The organism is Clostridium lamae, assembly GCF_033043255.1.
GTDB lineage: Bacteria > Bacillota > Clostridia > Clostridiales > Clostridiaceae > Clostridium > Clostridium lamae.
The window spans coordinates 26,730-49,297 of sequence record NZ_JASCQJ010000010.1; the positions used below are offsets into that span (position 1 = coordinate 26,730).

The 22,568-nt window shown below is 29.0% G+C and carries 24 protein-coding genes; 20 read left to right on the forward strand and 4 right to left on the reverse strand.

Annotated elements, in window-relative coordinates:
* The first annotated feature begins 4 nt into the window (after positions 1 to 4).
* From QK892_RS07105 to QK892_RS07140, 8 genes are all read left to right on the forward strand, one after another.
* The gene (locus QK892_RS07105) at positions 5 to 460 is read left to right on the forward strand and encodes an MOSC domain-containing protein (RefSeq protein WP_317272846.1); all 456 of its coding nucleotides are present in this window, start codon (positions 5 to 7) and stop codon (positions 458 to 460) included.
* Between the two features lie 186 nt (positions 461 to 646).
* On the forward strand, positions 647 to 2,752 hold the full coding sequence (locus QK892_RS07110) for a molybdopterin oxidoreductase family protein (RefSeq protein ID WP_317272847.1): 2,106 nt from the start codon (positions 647 to 649) through the stop codon (positions 2,750 to 2,752).
* Positions 2,739 to 3,152, forward strand: coding sequence for a 4Fe-4S dicluster domain-containing protein (locus QK892_RS07115; RefSeq protein WP_317272848.1), 414 nt, complete (start codon positions 2,739 to 2,741; stop codon positions 3,150 to 3,152). Before QK892_RS07110 ends, QK892_RS07115 begins: the two co-directional genes overlap by 14 nt.
* On the forward strand, positions 3,152 to 4,375 hold the full coding sequence (locus QK892_RS07120; protein WP_317272849.1) for an NAD(P)/FAD-dependent oxidoreductase: 1,224 nt from the start codon (positions 3,152 to 3,154) through the stop codon (positions 4,373 to 4,375). Before QK892_RS07115 ends, QK892_RS07120 begins: the two co-directional genes overlap by 1 nt.
* A gap of 16 nt (positions 4,376 to 4,391) precedes the next feature.
* Complete coding sequence (locus tag QK892_RS07125; RefSeq protein ID WP_394855010.1) at positions 4,392 to 5,342, forward strand: TDT family transporter; 951 nt, start codon at positions 4,392 to 4,394, stop codon at positions 5,340 to 5,342.
* A 209-nt stretch (positions 5,343 to 5,551) separates the two neighbouring features.
* Positions 5,552 to 6,499, forward strand: a complete 948-nt coding sequence (locus QK892_RS07130; protein WP_317272850.1) for a TDT family transporter — start codon at positions 5,552 to 5,554, stop codon at positions 6,497 to 6,499.
* Between the two features lie 205 nt (positions 6,500 to 6,704).
* Positions 6,705 to 7,631, forward strand: a complete 927-nt coding sequence (gene cysK / locus QK892_RS07135) for a cysteine synthase A (protein ID WP_317272851.1) — start codon at positions 6,705 to 6,707, stop codon at positions 7,629 to 7,631.
* Positions 7,632 to 7,716: 85 nt separating this feature from the next.
* On the forward strand, positions 7,717 to 8,148 hold the full coding sequence (locus QK892_RS07140; protein WP_317272852.1) for an RrF2 family transcriptional regulator: 432 nt from the start codon (positions 7,717 to 7,719) through the stop codon (positions 8,146 to 8,148).
* Positions 8,149 to 8,222: 74 nt separating this feature from the next.
* Here QK892_RS07140 and QK892_RS07145 read toward each other — a convergent pair whose 3' ends face one another.
* Positions 8,223 to 8,852: a biliverdin-producing heme oxygenase gene (locus QK892_RS07145; RefSeq protein ID WP_317272853.1), complete on the reverse strand. Its 630-nt coding sequence runs from the start codon at positions 8,850 to 8,852 to the stop codon at positions 8,223 to 8,225.
* Positions 8,853 to 9,258: 406 nt separating this feature from the next.
* On the opposite strand from QK892_RS07145, the gene QK892_RS07150 reads away from it, so the two are divergent.
* Positions 9,259 to 9,633, forward strand: a complete 375-nt coding sequence (locus QK892_RS07150; protein ID WP_317272854.1) for a hypothetical protein — start codon at positions 9,259 to 9,261, stop codon at positions 9,631 to 9,633.
* A gap of 95 nt (positions 9,634 to 9,728) precedes the next feature.
* The gene (locus QK892_RS07155; protein WP_317272855.1) at positions 9,729 to 10,379 is read left to right on the forward strand and encodes a peptidoglycan recognition protein family protein; all 651 of its coding nucleotides are present in this window, start codon (positions 9,729 to 9,731) and stop codon (positions 10,377 to 10,379) included.
* A 12-nt stretch (positions 10,380 to 10,391) separates the two neighbouring features.
* Here QK892_RS07155 and QK892_RS07160 read toward each other — a convergent pair whose 3' ends face one another.
* Positions 10,392 to 10,640, reverse strand: coding sequence for a TIGR03905 family TSCPD domain-containing protein (locus tag QK892_RS07160; protein WP_317272856.1), 249 nt, complete (start codon positions 10,638 to 10,640; stop codon positions 10,392 to 10,394).
* A 169-nt stretch (positions 10,641 to 10,809) separates the two neighbouring features.
* Here QK892_RS07160 and QK892_RS07165 point away from each other — a divergent pair, with 169 nt between their 5' ends.
* Complete coding sequence (locus QK892_RS07165; protein WP_317272857.1) at positions 10,810 to 11,703, forward strand: YncE family protein; 894 nt, start codon at positions 10,810 to 10,812, stop codon at positions 11,701 to 11,703.
* Here the strand turns inward: QK892_RS07165 and QK892_RS07170 are convergent.
* Positions 11,700 to 12,233: a DUF4364 family protein gene (locus QK892_RS07170; RefSeq protein WP_317272858.1), complete on the reverse strand. Its 534-nt coding sequence runs from the start codon at positions 12,231 to 12,233 to the stop codon at positions 11,700 to 11,702. The two genes, QK892_RS07165 and QK892_RS07170, sit on opposite strands and share 4 nt — an antisense overlap.
* Before the next feature lie 130 nt (positions 12,234 to 12,363).
* Here QK892_RS07170 and QK892_RS07175 point away from each other — a divergent pair, with 130 nt between their 5' ends.
* Both QK892_RS07175 and QK892_RS07180 read left to right on the forward strand, forming a co-directional pair.
* A complete protein-coding gene (locus tag QK892_RS07175; RefSeq protein ID WP_317272859.1) occupies positions 12,364 to 13,122 on the forward strand; it encodes a polysaccharide deacetylase family protein in 759 nt (252 codons plus the stop codon).
* A 110-nt stretch (positions 13,123 to 13,232) separates the two neighbouring features.
* Positions 13,233 to 13,898: a single-stranded DNA-binding protein gene (locus tag QK892_RS07180; protein WP_317272860.1), complete on the forward strand. Its 666-nt coding sequence runs from the start codon at positions 13,233 to 13,235 to the stop codon at positions 13,896 to 13,898.
* A 44-nt stretch (positions 13,899 to 13,942) separates the two neighbouring features.
* On the opposite strand, the gene dapD is transcribed toward QK892_RS07180, so the two are convergent.
* A complete protein-coding gene (dapD, locus tag QK892_RS07185) occupies positions 13,943 to 14,656 on the reverse strand; it encodes a 2,3,4,5-tetrahydropyridine-2,6-dicarboxylate N-acetyltransferase (RefSeq protein ID WP_317272861.1) in 714 nt (237 codons plus the stop codon).
* Between the two features lie 152 nt (positions 14,657 to 14,808).
* On the opposite strand from dapD, the gene QK892_RS07190 reads away from it, so the two are divergent.
* The 7 genes from QK892_RS07190 to QK892_RS07220 all read left to right on the forward strand — a co-directional run bounded on the left by QK892_RS07190 (position 14,809) and on the right by QK892_RS07220 (position 22,547).
* A complete protein-coding gene (locus QK892_RS07190) occupies positions 14,809 to 15,348 on the forward strand; it encodes a cob(I)yrinic acid a,c-diamide adenosyltransferase (protein ID WP_317272911.1) in 540 nt (179 codons plus the stop codon).
* A gap of 18 nt (positions 15,349 to 15,366) precedes the next feature.
* Complete coding sequence (locus tag QK892_RS07195) at positions 15,367 to 16,506, forward strand: pyridoxal phosphate-dependent aminotransferase (protein ID WP_317272862.1); 1,140 nt, start codon at positions 15,367 to 15,369, stop codon at positions 16,504 to 16,506.
* Positions 16,507 to 16,946: 440 nt separating this feature from the next.
* Positions 16,947 to 17,867 carry an ABC transporter permease gene (locus QK892_RS07200; protein WP_317272863.1) on the forward strand — a complete coding sequence of 307 codons (921 nt, stop codon included), beginning with the start codon at positions 16,947 to 16,949 and terminating at the stop codon, positions 17,865 to 17,867.
* Between the two features lie 14 nt (positions 17,868 to 17,881).
* The gene (locus QK892_RS07205) at positions 17,882 to 18,841 is read left to right on the forward strand and encodes an ABC transporter permease (protein WP_317272864.1); all 960 of its coding nucleotides are present in this window, start codon (positions 17,882 to 17,884) and stop codon (positions 18,839 to 18,841) included.
* Positions 18,842 to 18,853: 12 nt separating this feature from the next.
* Positions 18,854 to 19,861 carry an ABC transporter ATP-binding protein gene (locus QK892_RS07210; protein ID WP_317272865.1) on the forward strand — a complete coding sequence of 336 codons (1,008 nt, stop codon included), beginning with the start codon at positions 18,854 to 18,856 and terminating at the stop codon, positions 19,859 to 19,861.
* Positions 19,861 to 20,844 (forward strand): ABC transporter ATP-binding protein, encoded by a 984-nt coding sequence (locus QK892_RS07215; protein WP_317272866.1) that lies wholly within the window; start codon positions 19,861 to 19,863, stop codon positions 20,842 to 20,844. Before QK892_RS07210 ends, QK892_RS07215 begins: the two co-directional genes overlap by 1 nt.
* Positions 20,845 to 20,900: 56 nt before the next feature.
* Positions 20,901 to 22,547, forward strand: a complete 1,647-nt coding sequence (locus QK892_RS07220) for a peptide ABC transporter substrate-binding protein (RefSeq protein ID WP_317272867.1) — start codon at positions 20,901 to 20,903, stop codon at positions 22,545 to 22,547.
* Positions 22,548 to 22,568: the final 21 nt, after the last annotated feature.

The following is a 22,568-nucleotide window of genomic DNA, read 5'->3' on the forward strand; positions in this document are numbered from 1 at the left end:
TGATATGGGTAAGGTATTAGCTATATGTATTAGTAAACATAAGGGAACCTTAAAAAATGAGGTTAATGAAGCGATTTTTATTGAGGATTTTGGTATAGAGAGCGATGCTCACGCAGGAAAATGGCATAGGCAAGTTAGTTTATTAGCTTTTGAAAAAATTGACGAATTCAGAAAGAAAGGTGGAGACGTTGATTTTGGGGCTTTTGGAGAAAATTTAGTTGTAGAAGGTTTTGAATTAAATAAGTTACCGATTGGCCAAAAGTTAGAAGTTGGTGAAGTATTATTAGAAGTAACTCAAATAGGTAAAGAATGTCATGATAAATGTGCAATTTATTATCAAGTAGGAGAATGTATAATGCCTAAGAATGGTATTTTCACAAAAGTTTTAAGAGGTGGAAAAGTTAAAGTAGGAGATAAATGTAAACTTATAGAAAATGAGAAAAAGATATTTACATTATAAAAAAATAAAATTATAACCTTCAATATAGAAGGATATAAATATTGTATGACTGCGACTTAGAGGGAATCTGAGGTACAAAGGAATATGATATTTATATCCTTTTTTAATTTGAATATTTATATGAATAGTTAATTAAATCCTTGTAATACTAATTATGAAAACAATATGAAATAAAGGAGAAGTATTATGAAGGTTGTTAGATCCACTTGTAATTATTGCTCAATAGCTTGTAATTTTGATTTTCACGTAGATGATGATGGATTTATAGAAAGAGTAAAGCCATCTGAAGATTATCCAATTAACAGAGGGTTTTGTTGTGTTAAAGGATTGAATTTAGATAAGCAAAATACATTATATGAAAATCCTGTATTACCACTATTAAGAAAAGAAAATGGAGAATTTGAACATATATCTTGGGATAAAGCCTTTAAGATTTTTGCAAAGAATGTAAAAGGTATCCAAGAAAAATATGGGAAAGAAAGCTTTGCTTTTTTAAGTACTGGACAACTTTTAAGTGAGGAGATGGCATTAGCAGGTCATATTGGTAGAACGTTTTTAGGGGGAAATGGCGATGGAAATACTCGTCTTTGTATGGCTACAGCTGTAGTAGCTTATAAGCAAAGTTTTGGATTTGATGCGCCACCTTATACTTTAGATGATTTGGAACATTCAGATGTAATGATATTTATAGGGTGTAATCCAGTTGTAGCCCATCCTATTTTATGGAGTAGAATTAGTAAAAATAAAAACGAAAACAAAAAAGTTATAGTTATAGATCCAAGGAAAAGTGAAACTGCTTCAAGAGCTGATATGTGGGTGGATATCAAACCAAAATCAGATATTAGATTATTTTATACTTTAGCAAATGTATTAATAGAAAAAGGATGGATAGATACAGATTTTATAAGAAATAATACAGAGGATTTCGAAGGATTTAAGAATCATGTTCAAAAATATGATATTAATGACGTTGAAGAATATACAGGAATATCAAAGGGAAGAGTTTTAGAATTAGCAGATATAATTAATAAAGGGAAAAGAGTATCTTTTTGGTGGACTATGGGGGTAAATCAAGGGTTTCAAGCGGTAAGGACTGCTCAATCTATTATTAACTTAGCATTAATGACAGGAAATATAGGAAAACCAGGAACAGGGGCAAACTCCATAACAGGACAATGCAATGCTATGGGATCAAGGCTTTTTAGTAATACAACAGGATTCTATGGCGGTGGTGAATATAGTGATGAGAAAAGAAGAAAAGCAGTAGCTGAAATATTAGAAATAGATGAAGCCCTTTTACCTAAGAAGCCAACAATAGCATATAACGAAATAGTTGAAGGTATAAACAATGGTGAAATTAAGGCATTATGGGTTTTAGCTACTAATCCTTTAGTTTCTTGGATTAATGATTTAGAGTTTAAAAAAGCTGCAGAAAAATTAGAATTTTTAGCTGTTCAAGATATATATTCGGATACTGAGACAGGGAGATATGCTCATTTAATACTTCCTTCAACAAGTGGTCTAAAAAAAGAAGGAGTTATTATTAATACTGAAAGGAGATTATCTAAAGTTCAACCTGTTCTAGAAAAAAAGGAAAATGAATTAACTGATTACGATATTATGCTTGGAATAGGAAAAGCTTTGGGAATGGGAAGTTTACTAGATAAATGGAAAACACCTAAGGATGCCTTTGAGATTTTAAAAAAATGTTCTAAAGGAATGGCATGTGATATAACTGGTGTAGATTATGAAGCTTTGAATGGCTCAAAAGGAATTCAATGGCCATATAGAGAAGGTGAAGATATTGTTGATGAAGAAAGAAGATTATTTGAAGATGGAAAATTTTACACTCCTAATAAAAAGGCTAAATTCATATATGAAGATATTTTAAATCCTCCATTTGATAGAACGGAGGAGTATCCTTATATCTTAAATACTGGTAGAGGAACCGTTGGTCAATGGCATACTCAAACTAGAACAAGGGAAATACCTGATGTTGAAGCTATAATACCTAAAGAAGGATATATTAATCTAAATACTGATTTAGCTGAGTTATTAGATATTAAAGAAAATGATAAAGTTAAAGTAAGTTCACCAAACGGTATAACAAATACTTTTTTAGTTAAATTAAGTAGAGCTGTAAAAAAAGACGATCTTTATGCACCTATGCATTATATAGAAACTAATTCAGTGTTAACCTCAGTTTTTGATACTTATTCAAAAGAGCCTAATTATAAGTATGTTCCAGTAAAGTTAGAAAAGATAAAAGGTGATAACTATGAAGAGAATTAAGATTGACAGAAAAAAGTGTATTGGATGTTTGACTTGTACTACAGCTTGTAAGGTTTCTCATAGGTGTAGAGATACAAGAGGAAGGATTGTGATTAATAGTGAAGGTAGATATGCACCTATTTATTGCAGACATTGTACTAGACCAGAATGTGTTTATGCGTGTCCTACTGGAGCAATGAGAAGAGATGATGAAACTGGATATGTAATTTATGATAAAAGTAGGTGCGCAACATGCTATATGTGTATAATGGGTTGCCCCTATGGAGTGTTGAAGATGGACTATCAAACAAATAGAGAGGTTATGAAGTGCGATATGTGTTTATCTACGGAGAGCAAGTATCCTCAATGTGTAGATAAATGTCCTATGGATGCATTAACATTAGAGGAGGTTAAAGAATAATGAAATATGTAATAGTAGGTGCATCAGCATCAGGAATAAATGCAGCACGAACTCTTAGGCAATTTAATAAGGAATGTGAAATAGTATTGGTATCAAAAGATAAGTATGTTTACTCGAGATGTATACTTCATCATTTTTTAGATGGAAGAAGGGAACTAGAAGCTCTAGATTTTACTCCGGATAATTTTTTTGAAACATATAATATAAAGTGGATTAAAGGTGTTGAAGTATTAGGAATCGAAGTAAAAGAAAAGAAATTATCTTTAGATAATGGAGACAATATATCATATGATAAAGTGTTATTAGCAACAGGATCATCCTCTTTCTTGCCACCTATAGAGAATTTAATAACTGCTAATAATGTAATTGGTTTAAGAAACTTAGATGATGTTATTAAAATTAAAGAAATGACAAATAAAGTAAAAGATATAGCTATATTAGGAGCGGGTTTAGTTGGAGTAGATGCATTGGCTGGATTATTAGATTATGATGTAAATATTACATTAATAGAGATGGGAGATAGAATTCTTCCACTTCAACTAGACAAATATGCAGCTAGTAAGTATGAAGAAAGATTAAAAAAAGAAGGAGTTAATTTAAAGTTTGGAGTAAAAGCAGAAAAAGTTGTTGTTGATGAAGAAAATATGCCGATTTCTATAATGCTTAATACTGGAGAAGAAGTTCCTTGTGAACTAATTATTGCATGTACTGGAGTTAGAGCAAATGTTGGATTTTTAAAGGATAGTGGTATTGAATGTGATAAATTCGGATTAATAATTAATGAAAAAGGCGAAACCAATGTGAAAGATGTATATGGAGCCGGTGATATAACTGGTAGAAATCCTATATGGCCAACAGCAGTTAAAGAGGGCATAATTGCTGCAAATAATATGGTAGGAAGAGAAACCTATATGGAAGATTTCTTTGGAAGTAAGAATACTATGAATTTTTGTGGTTTAGCTACTATGTCACTTGGAGTGGTTAATAAGCCGGACGATACTTATGAAGAAGCGGTAGATATTGATGGAAAAGATTATAAGAAAATAATATATAAAGATGGTGCTATTTATGGAGCAATAGTCCAAGGAGACTTATCTTATGTAGGCGTTTTAACTCAATTAATAAAAGAAAAAATAAATGTAAATAAAGTTAAAAAGCCTCTATTTGATATAGATTATTCTGACTTCTTTAATGAAACGCAAAATTTAGAATTTGTGTATTAAGAAGTAGGTGAGAATAGTGGAATCAAGAAGTATTATTAAAAAAATTAAGAATATGCCTTTACCAATTTTGCCTACTATGGTGGGGGCAGCAACTTTATCAAATGTGTACCAAACATTAGGGTATAATTGGATAAGGAATATAACTATGTGGGTTACTACTATAATATTAATAGCTTATTTAATTAAAATAATATTATATTTTGATACTTGTAAAAGTGAATATAGTAATACTGTACCGGCAAGTCTTTATGCAGCATTTACAATGATATTGATGATATTAGGATCATATTATTTAAGTTATAACTATCTTTTAGGAAAGAGTTTGTGGACTATAGGATTAGTTCTACATGGAATACATATAATAGTATTTACTTATAGAAATGTTATAAAGGGGATTAATAAAGAAACCTTTGTACCTAGTTGGTTTGTGACTTATAATGGAATTATGGTTTCAACGGTAGTAGGGAAGCCCATGAATGAACCTTTTATAGGTAAGATAATTGTTTATTATGGGATAATAATCTTTATATTAATACTTCCTTTTATGATTATAAGATTAAAAAAGGAACCTATAAAAGAAGCTTTATTCCATACGCAGGCAATTTTACTTGCTCCATCAAGTCTTTGTTTAGTGAGTTACTTAAATTTTATAAGTAATCCTAATATAATTATAATATCAATTTTGTACATAATTATTTTAGCAACATTATTATTTATAATATATATGCTTCCTAAATTTTTTTCTTACACTTTTACACCAGGCTTTGCGGGATTGACTTTCCCTATGGCTATAGGAATAGTAGCATCTGCTAAAGCTTCTTCTTATTTTAACAATATAGGTCATGAATCTATATCTTATATATTAAAAGAAATAAGTGGTATTCAAATATATATATCAACAACTATAATAGCTTTTGTTTTATATAACTTTATTCGTATTTTAGTTAAAAGTTATAATAAAAGTTAGTTGATAATAAGTCGAAGAGTTTTTTCTTCGACTTATTTTTTTGTTTGAAAAAGTTTAAAACTGTGATAATAATCACAGAAAAATAATTAATTTAAAGTATAATTAAGTATGAAATTTGTTCAACACGCACTAATAAGTGAAAAAATTAACATAAAAAACGAATGAAGAGGTAAATTTAGTACATTATTATATTATACTAGGAGGAAGACATGAAAAATAATTTACTAAAAAAAATTGAAAACATCCCTGTACCATTATTACCAACTATGGTAGGAGCTGCGACTTTATCAAATGTTTATTCTACTCTAGGATATAGCTGGATAAGACATTTGACTATGTGGGTAGCAACAATAATTTTATTAACTTACTTAGTTAAAATTATAGCATTCAATAATACTTGCAAGAAGGAATACTCTAATACAGTTCCCGCTAGTTTATATGCAGGTTTTACAATGATTACTATGATTTTAGGATCATATTATTTCGATTATAACAATTTCTTAGGAAAATCATTATGGTCTATAGGATTAATATTACATACGGTACATTTATTAATTTTTATATATAGAAATGTAATTAAAGGCTTTAATAAAGACACTTTTGTACCAAGTTGGTTTGTAACATTTAATGGAATAATGGTATCTGTAGTAGTTGGTTCTAATATGAATGAACCTTTTATTGGTAAAATAGTTCTATACTATGGAATTTTGGCTTTAATGATTATAATGCCATTTATGATATTAAGACTAGTAAAACATCCAATAAAAGAAGCTTTTTATCATACTCAAGCAATATTATTAGCACCATCTAGTCTTTGTGTTGTTTCATATTTAAATGTTGTAGAAAATCCTAATAAACTAGTTATTTCTTTATTATACTTAGTTGTTTTTGTTACATTACTATATGTATTGTACAAGCTACCTGGATTCTTCTCATTTAAATTTACTCCAGCTTTTGCAGGATTAACATTCCCTATGGCAATTGGAATTGTAGCATCAGTTAAAATGGCAGGGTTTTTAACTAATTCTGGTTATGAAGCCATTGGTAATGTAATAAAACAAATATCAGGAATTCAAATATATATAACTACAGCTATAATAGGATATGTATTGTTTAATTTCTTTAAAATGTTTTTAATAGCAATAAAAGAAAAGTAAGTTTTTAAAAATATTAATAAATATATTCCATAAGATAAATATCATATAAGTGTGGCTTAGATTTTACTATGTTGCAGTGAATATGATATTTATCTTATTTTTTATAAAAATAAATAAAAAGGTATTCACAAATAAAGTAAAATGGAGTATTATATTATTATAGAAAATAAACATATCGGAAAAGTAGGAAAAGGGAGAGATGAATATGAAAATAGCCAAAAGTTTAGTACAATTAATAGGTAATACACCATTACTTGAATTAGAAAACTATAATACTGAGAAGGGAACTCTAGGAAGAATTATTGCTAAGTTAGAATATTTTAATCCAGGTGGAAGTGTAAAAGATAGAATCGGATTTGGAATGATAGAGGCGGCTGAAAAAGACGGACTATTAAATAAAGATTCAGTTATTATTGAACCAACTAGTGGGAATACTGGAATAGCTTTAGCTTATATTTCAGCAGCAAAAGGATATAAATTAATTTTAACGATGCCAGAAACAATGAGTATTGAAAGAAGAAATTTACTAAAGGCATTAGGAGCTGAATTAGTTTTAACTCCAGGTGCAGAAGGTATGAAAGGTGCTATTGCAAAAGCTAATGAATTAAAAGCATCAATTGAAAATTCAATAATACTTCAACAATTTGATAATCCAGCAAATCCTCAAATACACAGGGTTACAACTGCAGAGGAAATTTGGAATGATACAGATGGGCAAGTAGATATAGTGATTTCTGGAGTTGGTACAGGTGGTACTTTAACAGGTATAGGAGAAGTTTTAAAAGCTAGAAAAACTGATGTGAAAATTGTAGCTGTTGAACCAACGAATTCACCAGTTATTTCAGGAGGTAAACCTGGACCGCATAAAATTCAAGGAATAGGAGCAGGGTTTATACCAAAGAATTTAAATGTATCAATAATTGATGAGATTATAAAGGTTGAAAATGAAGATGCATTTAAGGCATCAAAGGATTTAGCAAGAACTGAAGGTTTATTAGTCGGAATATCATCAGGTGCAGCACTTGTTGCAGCTACAGAGATAGCAAATAGAGAAGAAAATAGAGATAAAATTATAGTTGTAATTTTACCTGATACAGGGGAAAGATATTTATCAACTGATTTATATAAATAATAAATAATTAATAATTAAGTCATTGCTATTTTTAGTGATGACTTTTATTATATAGAATATAGAATAAAAAGAAAAAGGTGATTAAGTGAAAATTTCAACTAAGGGAAGATATGGATTAAGGGCTCTAATTGACCTAGCTATTAATATGGATTGTGAGAATGTTAGTATTAAAGCTATATCTGAAAGGCAAAACATTTCTGAAAGATACCTAGAACAAATTTTTTCTTTATTAAGAAAAGCTGGTATTATAGTAGGAAAAAAGGGAGCACAAGGTGGATATAGTTTGGGGAAAAATATAAGTGAATTAACGATCCTAGAAATTTTGAAGGTTTTAGAAGGTGATAATATTTTTATTGATATAAATAGTAAGGAAGAAAATGAACTAGAGGATTTTATAAATAAGAATTTATGGATAGGTATAAACTCTATAATTGAAGAGTATTTTTATTCTATAACTTTAGAAGATTTAGTAGATAACTATAAAAAATCAAAAGATACACTTATATATTATATTTAACAATATAGACATAATTAGATTTTAAAATTTTTAAGAATAAAATAAAGGCTGTTTAATTACAGCCTTTATTTTATTTATTTTGCAAAGTATTTAGCATCTAATTCATTTGATATTGAAATATTATAAATATATGAATTACTTACTTCAATAATAAATTGTTTTTGTTCTTCTTCATTAAGGTTAAGCTTTGCTAACATCATATGATATTTCATAACATAAGCTTTTATATCACCTAAGTCTTCATATGAATAGTATTTTAAAGCCTCATCTGAAACATTGAATTCTTCTTTTAATAGAGAATAGAACATTCTTCCACCAAATAGATCAGCTAAAAATCTTACATATGCATGAGGTATTAATAACTTAGGATTAATTTCAGCAACAGTATTTAATTTATCAACATATGCTAAAGTTGAAGAAAGAATTTCTAAATCTTTATTATTTGATAATTCTTTTACATCATTTTTAATTGCTTCAGTTCTAAATAGTTCAGTTGTTACAAAAGGTTTAACATCTTCTAAATCCTTGTATTTGTTTAAATAATTTTCAATAGCTTCATATACAAAAGATAAATTATAAATATATTCTGTATAACTTTCTAAATCTGCACCTTTTGCAAGGAATCTATGTGTAAAACCTGAAATTTCAGTTGCTTTATGAAGAAGATGACTTTTATTTTTTATTTCTAGCATAAAATTGTTCATTTAAAACACCTCTCTAATAATTATTATTAATTAATATAGATTTAATGTTACTGTTTAAAACTAGAAATATCAAATCTCAAATATGCTTAAATTATGGTAATTTTCTCTATAAATCTTCTGTTTTTATAATATTAGAAGACTTTTTGAACATTGTTCATTTAAAGATTTAGATTGAGTAATAATATAGATAAAAAAATAAAATTTAGGAAACTGATAAAAGAAAATCAATTATATTAAACATAAAAAATCTGATTAAATAGCAATTGATATTATAGTTAAAAAATATGATCAAATTTTATAAAAGTAGTAATTGGGATTAACTAATAGGTGTGGGACTTATATTGTAATAAATCCCCATAAATGCTAATATGTAATTGATATCAAAGAAAGGTGGATGATGCTTCTTATGGTAAAAAATAATTCTAAAAGTTTAAAAAAATTTATATCAATTTTTCTTACTGCTTTAGTATTTATATTTCTAATTGGAGGAGTTATTTCTAACTTAAATGGATTTCAATTAAAAGATGTAATTTTTATTGAAGGCATAGTGGTCTTGATGATAGGAATTTTTTCTTCGATAGGTGGAAGTCAAAAAAGTTTAGATATAAAAGAATTTGTCATAGTAAATCCACAGTGCTTTGCCAATATAACTTTAGGACCTAATGGTATAATTAAAGAGAGAACAACAAATAATTCCAATTTACAGATTAATATTGATTTAGTTAGCACTTCTATAATAGTAGGAGCTATTATAGCTTTAATTAGTAGTTATTTATTATAATATATACAATGTTTAAAAGTAAGCATTCTAATTTAGAATACTTACTTTTTTTTATAATAAATTATAAATATATGAATAAGCTTGGAGGTGCTGATTTGATTATCATTTTAAGAATAAAAAGAAAGTATATTTATTTTTTGTTATCTATATTAATTCTTATTTTATTTGGGTTTATTTTTAGGACTAATATTAGAGAATACTTTAAGATTAGTTATAAGAATTACTATAATATTGATATTACAATTTATGAAATAAATGAGATGAAAAATAAATTAGAAATAGTAGATATAGATTATAAATGGAATGGTGACTTAATTAAGAATAATAATCCAAATAAAATAATAATTCATCACTCAGCTAGAGAAGAATGGAGTCCTGAAGAAGTTGATAAATATCATAAATCGAAAGGATGGAAGGGGATAGGCTATAATTTTTATATAAGAAAGGATGGTACTATTTATTCTGGCAGACCTGAAGATTCAGAAGGAGCGCATACTATTGGAGAAAATAGTAGTTCTATTGGAATTTGTTTAGAAGGAAATTTTGAAAAGGAAGAAGCTACGACAATGCAAATAGATAGTTTGAAAAACTTATCGATATATCTTTCTCTTAAATATGATGTATATAAGATTATTGGGCATAAAGATGTATATGATACGCTTTGTCCAGGAAAAAACTTCCCACTAGATATAGTAAAAAATGAAATAGTGAATTCAATAAAGGAATATGAAAATGGGAGCTTGTAGCCCCCATTTTTATTATGCAGTTAACTTGTATTCTTCTAAGGCTTTTGATAATTGGTCAGGACAAGAAGTACCTCTATTTTTGCAATCTATGCCTTTTAGTTTAATGATAGCATCATCAACATTCATGCCTGACACTAATACTGATATACCAAGTAAATTTCCTTCACAACCTCTTATAAAGTCAACCTTTTTAATAATATTATTTTCAATATCTAAATGAATTTCAGTTGAACAAACCCCTTTAGTTTTATAAACGAACATATGTAATACCTCCAAATTTTATTGCAAGAATATTATATAATTATATTCATTAAAAATAAAGGATACTTGTAGAATTTTGAATAAAAAGATAAAATATTGTGCCGAAAATATTTTTTAATCATAGTATAACTGTATATATTATTATTTGCGCAGCAAAAGGTGGTGTAGCATGAACTCTTTAATTGTATGCAATACAGGAAGTGATAATATTAGTAAGATATCTTTAGTTGAATCCTTAAATACTGATATTATATGTGAGGAAATATTATTAACTGTACGAGAAAGGCCTTTAGGGCCAAATGGAATTTATATTAAAAACAATATAGCGTATATAACAAATAGCTATAGCAATTCTATATCAATTCTAAATATGGATACATTAAAGGATACTGAGACAATTTATATTGGAGCAAATCCAAATGATTTAATCGGATATGGCAATAGTTTATATATTGTATGCTCGGAATCTAATGCAGTTGTTCTATATGATTTAGAAGAGAAGAAAATAATATTAGAAATAAAAACAAATAATTGGCCTTATAATATTGAAATTAGTAAAGAGTTAGGGTTACTTTTTATAACAAATTTTCAAAGTCATAATATATCTATTATAAGAATTATAACAAATAAAGTCATAGGAGAGTTAAAAACATTAGAATACCCAACTAAAGTTAAAGTCTCTGAAGATGGAAAGCAATTATATGTATGTGAAAGTTACATGGGAGATGAAGAAAATGGGTATATTGAAATATTTGATTTAACTACTTTAAAATCATTAGGGAAGATAGAGGTCGGAAAAGTACCAATAGACATAATTGAAGAAGAAAATATTTTGTATGTATGTAATCTTATAGATAGCAGTATATTTCTAATTGATAAGATTAATCTATATAAAATGAGTGAAATAAAGGTTGGTGGTATGCCAAGAGCTATAGTTAAATATAAAGATATCTTATATATTTCAGATTATTTAAACGGAAGAGTTATTTGTTTAGATTTAAGGAATAATGATACAAAAGCCATAACAGTAGGAAAAGAACCTAATGCTATGACTTTAAATTAATTTGAATCATTAAATAAAGAGTTCATAATTTTATTATAGATATCAGAAGGATTTTCCTTCCACCTATTGCATAAAGATAAGGCCTGCTTTTTTGATGGTACTGAGACTTTTAAAGAAATTAGTAAATTATCATTTTCTAAAGCTTGTAAGTCTACAATAAAGGAATTATCTTTACTTATTGTGTAATCACTATGAATAGTAAGTTCTTTTTTAATAGAGTCTATAATTGAAAGAAGGTAATCATCGATTATCTTCTTTTTAATTGAAGAAATCCTATCAGAAAAGAATGAAAGTGTATTAGCACCTTTTTCAGTAATTTTAATAAGTTTTTTTTCGTTAACTGTTTCATATCTTAAAAAATCCGAAGATATCAATTCGCTGATATACTGCTGGAGTGTAAAGTAGTTTATAAAATTATTTTCTAATATGATTTCAGTTAGTTGAGTATTAGTAATAGGTTGTTTTAATGAATCAGTTACGTATAAAACTAATAATTTATTTTCTGCTAATTCAGCTGAGTTTTCGTACATCTTAAACCTCCATTTAGAAAGTATAAATTTATTATAACATATTATTTAAAAAATTCATAACTACATATTATTGTCATTAATATAGTAAACACAGAATATATATTAAATAAATAAATTTTTAGGAGCTTTTATGAATAGAAGGCATAGAGTTGGATTAAGTTTATTTTTATTACTTTCTACAGTTATAGTATCTATCTTTTTTACAGAGGAATCTAAGTTAAGCTTAGCAGAAATTAAAAGCGATAAGCCAATTTATAGAGTTAAAACAGAAGAAAAAATATTAGCACTTACTTTCGATATAAACTGGGCAGAAAATGATGAGCTTTATAACATATTAGAGGTACTAGATAAATATAATGTAAAGGCAACCTTTTTTATAATGGGAGGTTGGGTAAATTATAGTGAAGAAAATAAGGATAAACTTATAAAAATAAAGGAGGGAGGTCATGAGATAGGAAACCACAGTTATAAACATCCTATGTTTAGTAATATTACTGAAGAAAGGATGAGGGAAGAACTTGAAAAAACTAATAAGATTATAAAAGATACTATTGGAGAAGATATTAAATTATTTAGATTTCCAAGTGGGGACTATAACAAAAAATCATGTGAATTCATTTATAACAATGGAATGATTAGTATTCAATGGGATGTTGATTCATTAGATTGGAAGCAAATTAGTGCTGAAAGTGAATATGATAGGGTCATGAAGAAGGTTTCTCCAGGTTCAATAGCATTATTTCATAATAATGGTAAGTACACTCCAGGGAATTTAGATAAGATAATTAGTGAATTACTAAAAGATGACTATAAATTTGTTAAAGTAGGAGAAATGATTTACTATAATGATTATTACATTGATGAAAAAGGAGAGCAAATAAAAAAATAATTAAAAATATTGAAAAATGATGATATAATGTATTATAATGGAAATGTATCCATTAAGATTAAAAAAAGCAAAGGAATAAAAATTATTACTAAGGGAGAGAGGGGTTAGTGATGGACAACTTGATGTTAAATAACAAGATTTATTTAGAGGGAAAGGTAATATCAGAATTAGAATTTAGTCATGAAATGTATGGGGAAGGGTTTTATACATTTACTATGGAGGTTACGAGACTTAGTGATTCAGTTGATATTTTAAATATAACGGTTTCAGAGAGATTAATAGCTAATATGGATTTATCAATAGGTAAAGAAATTATAGTTGATGGTCAATTAAGGTCTTATAATAAATTTGTAGATGGTTCAAATAAGTTGATATTAACAGTTTTCGCTAGAAACATAGAACCATGTATTGAAAAGAGTAAAAATCCTAATGAAATTTTCTTGGATGGATATATATGTAAGGAGCCGGTGTATCGAACTACACCATTTGGAAGAGAAATTGCTGATGTGTTATTAGCTGTAAATAGAGCTTATAATAAATCAGATTATATTCCTACAATTGCTTGGGGAAGAAACTCAAGATTCTGCCAAAATTTAGAAGTAGGAGACAATATTAGAGTTTGGGGTAGACTTCAAAGTAGAGAATATCAAAAGAAAGTAAGTGATACAGAAGTGATTAAAAAGGTTGCTTATGAAGTATCAGTTTCAAAGATGGAAAGGGTTCAAGAAGAGCAATCTGAACCTGAGATTGAAGTTAACGAACAAGAAGTGATGTAGAAATAAAGGTGAAAAGTTTTCTTTTCACCTTTTATTTATGTATTTTATTTTCGTAAATCATCTAAAAGTTTTGTTTTGTCCTTTGTCTTCTCATCTACAGACTTGATAATTTTAGCTGGACTACCTGCTACTACAACACCTGATGGAACATCTTTAGTTACAACAGATCCAGCAGCAATTACAGAGCCATTACCTACTTTTATTCCTTCTAATATTACTGCGTTTGCTCCAATTAAGACATCATCGCCTATTTCACAAGGAGATTTACTTGGTGGTTCAAGTACTCCAGCTACTACAGCTCCTGCACCTAAATGAGATCTTTTACCAATCTTTGCTCTAGCTCCAAGTACAGCATTCATATCTATCATAGTACCTTCGCCTATTTCTGCACCGATATTAATAACTGCCCCCATCATAATTACAGCATTTTGCTCTATTTTTACCCTATCTCTAATTATAGCCCCTGGTTCAATTCTTGCATTAATATCTAAGAGATTAAGCATAGGTATAGCAGAATTTCTTCTATCATTTTCAATTCTGAAATGGTTTATTAATGAGCTATTAGTATCTATGAATTCTTTAATTAGGTTTGATTCAGCAAAAATTACATAAAAATCATTATTTCCATACCACTCTATATTATTTAAATTAGCTTTACTTAAATCTCCGTTAATATAAGCTTTGACAGGTGTAGTCTTTACTGTATCTCTTATAAATCTTGCAATTTCATAAGGATCAGTTAAATCTGTATAATTCATAAAAAAATCCTCCCCAAATGTATAATAAGTTTTAAAAATTATATCAATATATTGGAAGGATAGCAAGTGTTAGGAAGCTAGAAAATTAAAAAACAATATTATTTGCAAGTAAGTTATACTTAAGGTAAAATTTATAAAAAAAGGAGTTGATAATTTTGAAACTAAAACAAGGATTAGTCCAAGTTTATACAGGTGAGGGAAAAGGAAAGACTACTGCTGCTATCGGGCAAGGAATTAGGGCTTATGGCAATGGTTTAAAGGTATATATGTTACAATTCTTAAAAGGTGGGAGGACTGGGGAACTTGCAACAATTGATGAGCTGGGAGATAATTTTAAAATCTTCAGATTTGAGAAGCCTAAAGATTTTACATGGAATTTAACAAAAGAAGAATTGGAAGAGTTAAAGTTAGAAATAAGAGATGGATATAATTTCATATTAGATGCTATTAAAGGAAACAAATGCGATTTATTAATTATTGATGAGATAATGGCTGTTTTATCAAATAAATTTCTTACAATTGATGAAGTGCTATATATTATAGATAATAAGCCTAAAACTATGGAGATTATATTAACTGGAAGAAATGTTCCACAAGAAATAATAGAGAAGAGTAATTTAGTAACGGAAATGAAATGTATTAAACATTATTTCGAGGAAGGAGTCTCAGCAAGAGAAGGTATAGAGTATTAAATATTAGGGGGCTAACAAATGAATGATAATTTATTTAGAATTGAAATGTCTGGAATTAGAAGATTTTTTAATAAGGTAAAAAATGTAGATGGGGCAATATCATTAACTTTAGGACAACCGGACTTTGATACACCTATGGAAATTAAGTATGGAATGATAAAAGCAATTGAAGAGAATAAAACTGTCTATACAGATAATTTTGGAGTTCTAGATTTAAGAAGAGAAATATCAAAATACTTAAAACATAAAGGGATTCATTATGAATATGATGAGATATGTGTCACGGTTGGAGGGAGTGAGGCTTTATTTTCATCCTTAGCAGCGATTATAAATAAAGGAGATAAGGTGCTAATTCCTACACCTGCATATCCAGCATATGAAAATATTGTAAAAATAATTGGTGGAGAAGTTATAAATTTTAAATTAAATGAAGATTTTTCCCTTGATTTTGAAGGCTTAGAAATGTTGATAAAGAAAGAAAATATTAAATATATGATATTATCATATCCATCTAATCCTACTGGAGCTATATTAAGTCAGGAAGAATATATTAAATTAGCGAGAATTATAGAAGAAAATAATTTAACAGTAATAAGTGATGAAGTATATGAAGCCTTTTGTTATGATGAATATTATAGCGTTGCTATGTGTGAGGATATTAGGAAAAATGTTATATATATTGGTGGATTTTCTAAGATGTTTTCAATGACAGGGATACGAATTGGATATATTGCAGCATATAAGGAAATTATAGATGAGATTGGAAAAGTACATCAATACAACGTATCTTGTAGTAATTCTATAGGACAATACGGAGTTATAGAAGGACTTAGATATGGATTATATAATGTTTGCAATATGAAAGATGAATTTATAAAAAGAAAAAGTTATGTTGAAAATAGATTAAGAAAAATGAATGTAGACTTTGTTTCACCTAAAGGAGCTTTTTATATATTTCCATCAATAAAGAAATTCAATTTAAATTCAGAAGAATTATGTGAAAAATTGTTATATGAAGAAAAGGTTGCTTGTGTTCCAGGAAATGCGTTTGGAAGTGGAGGAGAAGGGTTTATAAGATTGTCTTATTGTTATTCACACGCTGAACTGGAAGAGGCGTTAAATAGAATTGAAAAATTTGTTAAAAAAAATAGAGAGTAATAGAAGTACCCGCTAGAATGTTATTAATCATTTTAGCGGGTACTTTTGTAAATAAATATACTATGAAAATATATAAATCTAAAGAGAATTATTATATTGAGATGTGCACCTCAAACGTACAAATATTTATAAATGTCCACTGGTGATAATGGAGTATCAATGTGATAATTTAAAAAATTAATATATTAATAAAAATTAGGAAAAATGAAAGATTAATATTTATACTTGCATAAATGCCGAAATTTAGGGCGTGTAAGCGTTTTCTAAAAATACAAACAATCTTTAATCAATTATAAAAAAAACTACTAAATTATTGATACATTATCAAAATAGTGAATGTAATTTTAAAATGTTAATTGACAATTTCCGATAATATAATATAATTAATAATATCTACAAAATGGAATGTGCGTAGAATTATGAATGGGGGTTGAAAACAAATGGTAAAGTATATAGGGAAGAGACTTTTTACTAGTGTAATTACTATTTGGGCTGTAGTTACAATAGTTTTCTTTCTAGTAAGGATGATGCCAGGTGGTCCATTTGACGGTGAAAAAACTACACCTGAGATGAAAGCTCAATTGAATGAAAAATATGGATTGGACAAACCTGTTGGTGAACAATATACAATTTACATGAAGAACCTTTTAAAAGGTGATTTCGGTAAATCAATGAAGTACAAAGGTAGAGAGGTATTAACAACTATAGAAAAAAGTTTTCCTAACTCAGCTAAAGTAGGAGCTGTAGCAATAGCATTTTCTGTAGTAGTAGGTGTTTCTCTTGGTATAGTAGCTGCATTGAAGGCTGGTAAATGGCCAGATAATTTATGTATGATATTAGCAACTTTAGGAATAACAATACCTAGTTTCGTCATGGGGACATTCTTAATCTTTATTTTTACAGTAAAGATAAGAGGCTTCTTACCGGCAACTGGATTAAGTAATCCTAAGAATTATATAATGCCAGTACTTGCACTTTCAGGAAGTTCAATGGCATTTATAACAAGATTAACAAGAAGTAAACTGATTGATGTATTAAAATCAGATTATATAAGAACAGCAAAGGCTAAAGGATTAAGTGGGAAGACTATAATTTTTAAGCATGCATTAAGAAACTCATTAATTCCGGTAGTTACTTACTTAGGCCCACTAGTTGCAGGAGTTTTAACTGGGTCATTTGTAGTAGAAAAAATATTTGCAATTCCTGGACTTGGAAATGAATTTACTTTATCAATAACTAATAGAGATTATACTTCATTATTAGGAGTAACAGCTTTTTATTGTACACTAATAGTAATATGCAATCTTTTAGTTGATATAGTTTACGTGTTAATAGATCCAAGAATTAAACTAGAAGGATAATAGGGGGTAAAGCAATGGAAAATTTAAAGGTTGACTTAAATATTGATAAAGAATTATTTACTCCTTTAAGTGAAGAGGAAAAGAATTTTGAAGAAATAGTTAGACCAAGTGTTGGATATTGGGCAGATGCTTGGAGAAGATTAAAAAGCAATAAAGTGGCATTATTTTCTTTAGTAATGATTTTTATAGTAATTATTTTTGCTTTCGTAGGTCCATTCTTAATGGAGAAGCTATTTGGTTACACATATTATGATACAAATTTACAAGCAACTGACTTAAAACCAAGTGCAACGCATTGGTTTGGAACTGATAATTTAGGTAGAGACTTGTTTGTAAGAGTTATGTATGGATCTAGATACTCACTTATAATCGCAATTTGTGCAGCAGCTATAAATCTAGTTGTTGGTGTATTATATGGAGGAATTGCAGGATTCTTCGGTGGGAAAGTAGATAATATAATGATGAGAATAGTAGATGTTTTATATTCTATTCCTAATCAAATATATGTAATTATTTTAATGGCGGCTTTCAAAAAGGAAGGATCAACTGGGCTTGTGACAATAATTTTAGCAATGTCAATATCTTATTGGGTTGGTATGGCTAGAATAGTAAGAGGAGATATTCTTCAATTGAAACAACAAGAGTTTGTTCTAGCAGCTAAAGCTCTAGGAGCTTCCAAGTTAAGAGTATTATTTAGGCATTTAATTCCAAATTGTATTGGATCTATTTTAGTTACATTAACATTATTCGTTCCGCAAGCTATATTTAATGAAGCGTTTTTAAGTTTCATAGGATTAGGTATAAATGCACCACTTGCATCTTTAGGTACTTTAGCAAATGATGCTAGTGGATTATTAAGTACTTCTGCATATCAATTATTATTCCCAGCAGCAGCTATTTGTGTAATAATATTAGCATTTAACCTGTTTGGTGACGGATTAACAGAAGCTTTAGATCCTAAGAATAAGAAATAGGAGGAATGACTGATGGATAAATTATTGGAAGTTAAGAATTTGAAGACCTCCTTTAAAACACATATAGGTGATGTACAAGCGGTTAGAGGGGTTTCTTTATATTTAAACAAAGGTGAAGCATTAGGTATTGTGGGTGAATCAGGTTGTGGTAAATCTGTTACTATGATGTCAATTATGAGATTATTAGCAGATAATGCAATTATTGACTCGGATGAAATAATATTTAATGGACAAAATATTACTAATCCAACTGAAAAGGAAATGCAAGAAATTAGAGGGAATGAAATGGCAATGATATTTCAAGACCCTATGACATCTTTAAATCCTTTGTTTACAGTTGGAGAACAACTAACTGAACATTTAATTAAACACAAAAAAATAAGTAAGCAAGAAGCTAAAAATTTAGCTATAAAAATGCTAGATATGGTAGGTATTCCAAGTCCGGAAAGTAGACTGAAACAATATCCTCATGAGTTCTCTGGTGGTATGAGACAAAGAGTGATGATTGCAATGAGTCTTATTTGTGAACCTAAGCTTATAATTGCGGACGAGCCTACAACAGCTTTAGATGTTACAATTCAAGCGCAGATTCTAGATTTAATGAAAGATCTTAAAAATAAGATTAATACTTCAATAATATTAATAACTCATGATTTAGGTGTAGTTGCTGATCTTTGTACTAGGATTAATGTTATGTATGGTGGAATAGTTGTAGAAGAAGGAACAGATGAAGATATATTCTATAATGGTAGACATCCATATACATGGGGGCTATTAAATAGTGTACCTAATCCTAAGAGTGAAATAAAGGAAAAGCTTACTCCAATTGAAGGACAACCGCCTGATTTATTAAAACCACCAACTGGATGTCCTTTTGCTGCAAGATGTAAGTATGCAATGAAGGTTTGTTTAGAAAAACAGCCACCATTGTTTGAAATTTCTGAAGGACATAGAGCAGCATGCTGGTTATGTCATGAAAATGCACCAAAGGTTGAGTCACCAATAAGGAGGGAAGAATAATGGAAAAAGATAAAGATATTATTTTAGAAGTAAATAATCTTTGTAAATACTTCCCTGTAAATAAAGGCCTTTTTGCTCAAAAAAGTTTTGTAAAGGCGGTTGATAATGTTTCTTTTACAATAAAAAGAGGAGAAACGTTAGGATTAGTTGGGGAATCAGGTTGTGGGAAAACTACTACTGGAAGAACAATATTAAAATTATATGAACCAACTTCGGGCCAAGTTATATTTAATGGGGAAGACATTACTAATCACAGTGAAAAAAAGATGGTTTCATTGAGAAAGAATATGCAGATGATATTTCAAGATCCATATGCTTCATTAAATCCTAGAATGACTGTAGGAGATATTATAGGTGAAGCAATAGATATACATGGATTATATAAAGGTGAAGAAAGAACTAAAAGAATAAGATATCTTTTAGATAGAGTTGGTCTTAATGGAAGCCATATTAATAGATATGCTCATGAATTTTCAGGTGGGCAAAGACAAAGAATTGGTATTGCAAGGGCACTTGCTGTACAACCTGATTTTATAGTTTGTGATGAGCCTATATCAGCTTTAGATGTATCTATTCAAGCTCAAGTTATAAATATGTTAGAAGAACTTCAAGAAGAATTTAGATTAACATATTTATTTATAGCTCATGACTTATCAATGGTTAAGCATATATCAACTCATATTGGGGTTATGTACTTGGGACAAATGGTCGAAAAAGGACCTGCTGATGATGTTTATTTAACACCTAAGCATCCATACACTCAAGCATTACTTTCAGCTGTTCCAATAGCAGATCCGAAAGTAGCTAAGAGTAATAAAAGAATAATTTTAGAAGGAGATATTCCTTCACCGATAGATCCACCAGCTGGATGTAGATTTAAAGCAAGATGTAAATATGCTATGCCGATTTGTGGTCAAGAAACTCCTGAACTTCAGGAAGTTGAACCAGGTCATTTTGTAGCATGTCATCTATTTAATAAATAGTTAGCTATTGCAATTAAGCAATTTCTATAAATATATATATTAAGGGGGAAAAAACAATGAAGAGCAATAAGCTTAGAAAAATTTGTGCCGTAGCACTAACACTTGCGCTTGGGATGTCTGTTTTTGCAGGATGCGGAAATAGTGATTCAGGAGATGGTGGAAGAAAACTAATCTATAATTTAGGAGCAGATCCAGAAACGATTGATCCTACATTAAACACTGCTTCAGATGCAGGTTCTATAATTGATAATGCGTTTGAAGGATTGATGAGATTAGATGAAAATGAAAAAGCAATTCCTGGAGTTGCTGAAAAAATGGAAGTATCAGAAGATAACTTAGTTTATACTTTCACATTAAGAAAAGATGCTAAGTGGTCTGATGGAGAAGCAGTAACAGCTAAGGATTTTGAATATTCTTGGGTTAGAGCTTTAACTAAAGAAACAGCTTCTGAATATAACTATCAATTATTCTATATAAAAAATGGTGAAAAGTTCTACAATGGAGAAGCTACTAGAGAAGAACTAGGAATCGAAGTTGTTGATGATAATACACTTAAGGTTACTTTAGAAGCACCTACAGCTTATTTCCCAGAACTTACTGCATTTACAACTTATATGCCTTTAAGAGAAGATATAGTTAGTGCAGATCCAGATGGATGGGCAACTAATCCAGAAACTTACGTTTCAAATGGAGCTTTCAAATTAGTTCAATGGGATTTAAAAGATCAATTAATATTTGAAAAGAATGAAAATTACTGGAATGCTAAAGAAATCAAACTTGCAGGAATAGTTTGGAAATTAGTTACTGATCAAAACACTGCTTATTCATCTTTATTATCAGGTGAATTTGATATGGTTGATACAGTACCTCCAGCAGAAATAGCTAAGGGTATAGAAGATGGATTAGTTACAATATATCCAAATCTTGCTACTTACATGTTAGTAGTAAATGTTGGTAAACAAGATACGTTAAGTGATGATGTTAAAGAAGCTTTAAGTAATGTAAAAGTAAGAAAAGCTTTAAATTTAGCAATAGATAGAAAAGCTATTACTGAAAATGTTACTAAATCAGGACAAGTTCCTGCATACAGCTTTGTTCCAAAGGGGATTTTAAATGCTGATGGAGAAGATTTTGCTGATAGAGAGTACTATGATGCAAATAAAGCTAATATTGAAGAAGCTAAGAAATTATTAGAAGAAGCTGGATATCCAAATGGTGAAGGTCTTCCTACATTAGAGTTTATGTATAATACTGAAGGAGATCATAAATTAATAGCTCAAGCTATACAACAAGACTGGGCTAAGATTGGAGTTAATGTTGAATTAACTAACCAAGAATGGAAGGTATTCTTAAATACTAGACAAGAAGGCGGATACAATATCGCTAGACATGGTTGGTCAGGAGACTATGTTGACCCTATGACATTCTTAGATTTATGGGTAACAGGCGGAGGAAATAATGATGCTGGATACTCAAATGCTAAGTATGACGAATTAGTTGCAGCTGCTAAGAGTGAAGCTGATCAAGCTAAGAGATGGGAAATCATGAAGGAAGCTGAAGATATATTAATGGCAGATATGCCAATAATTCCATTATACTACTATACTAAAGTTAAGGGAGCTAAGCCAGAAATTAAAGGCGTTAAAGTTTCAACTTTAGGACATGTAGATTTCTATAATGCATATATTGAAGGTGAAGAATAATAAATTAAAAAGAAGAGTCAT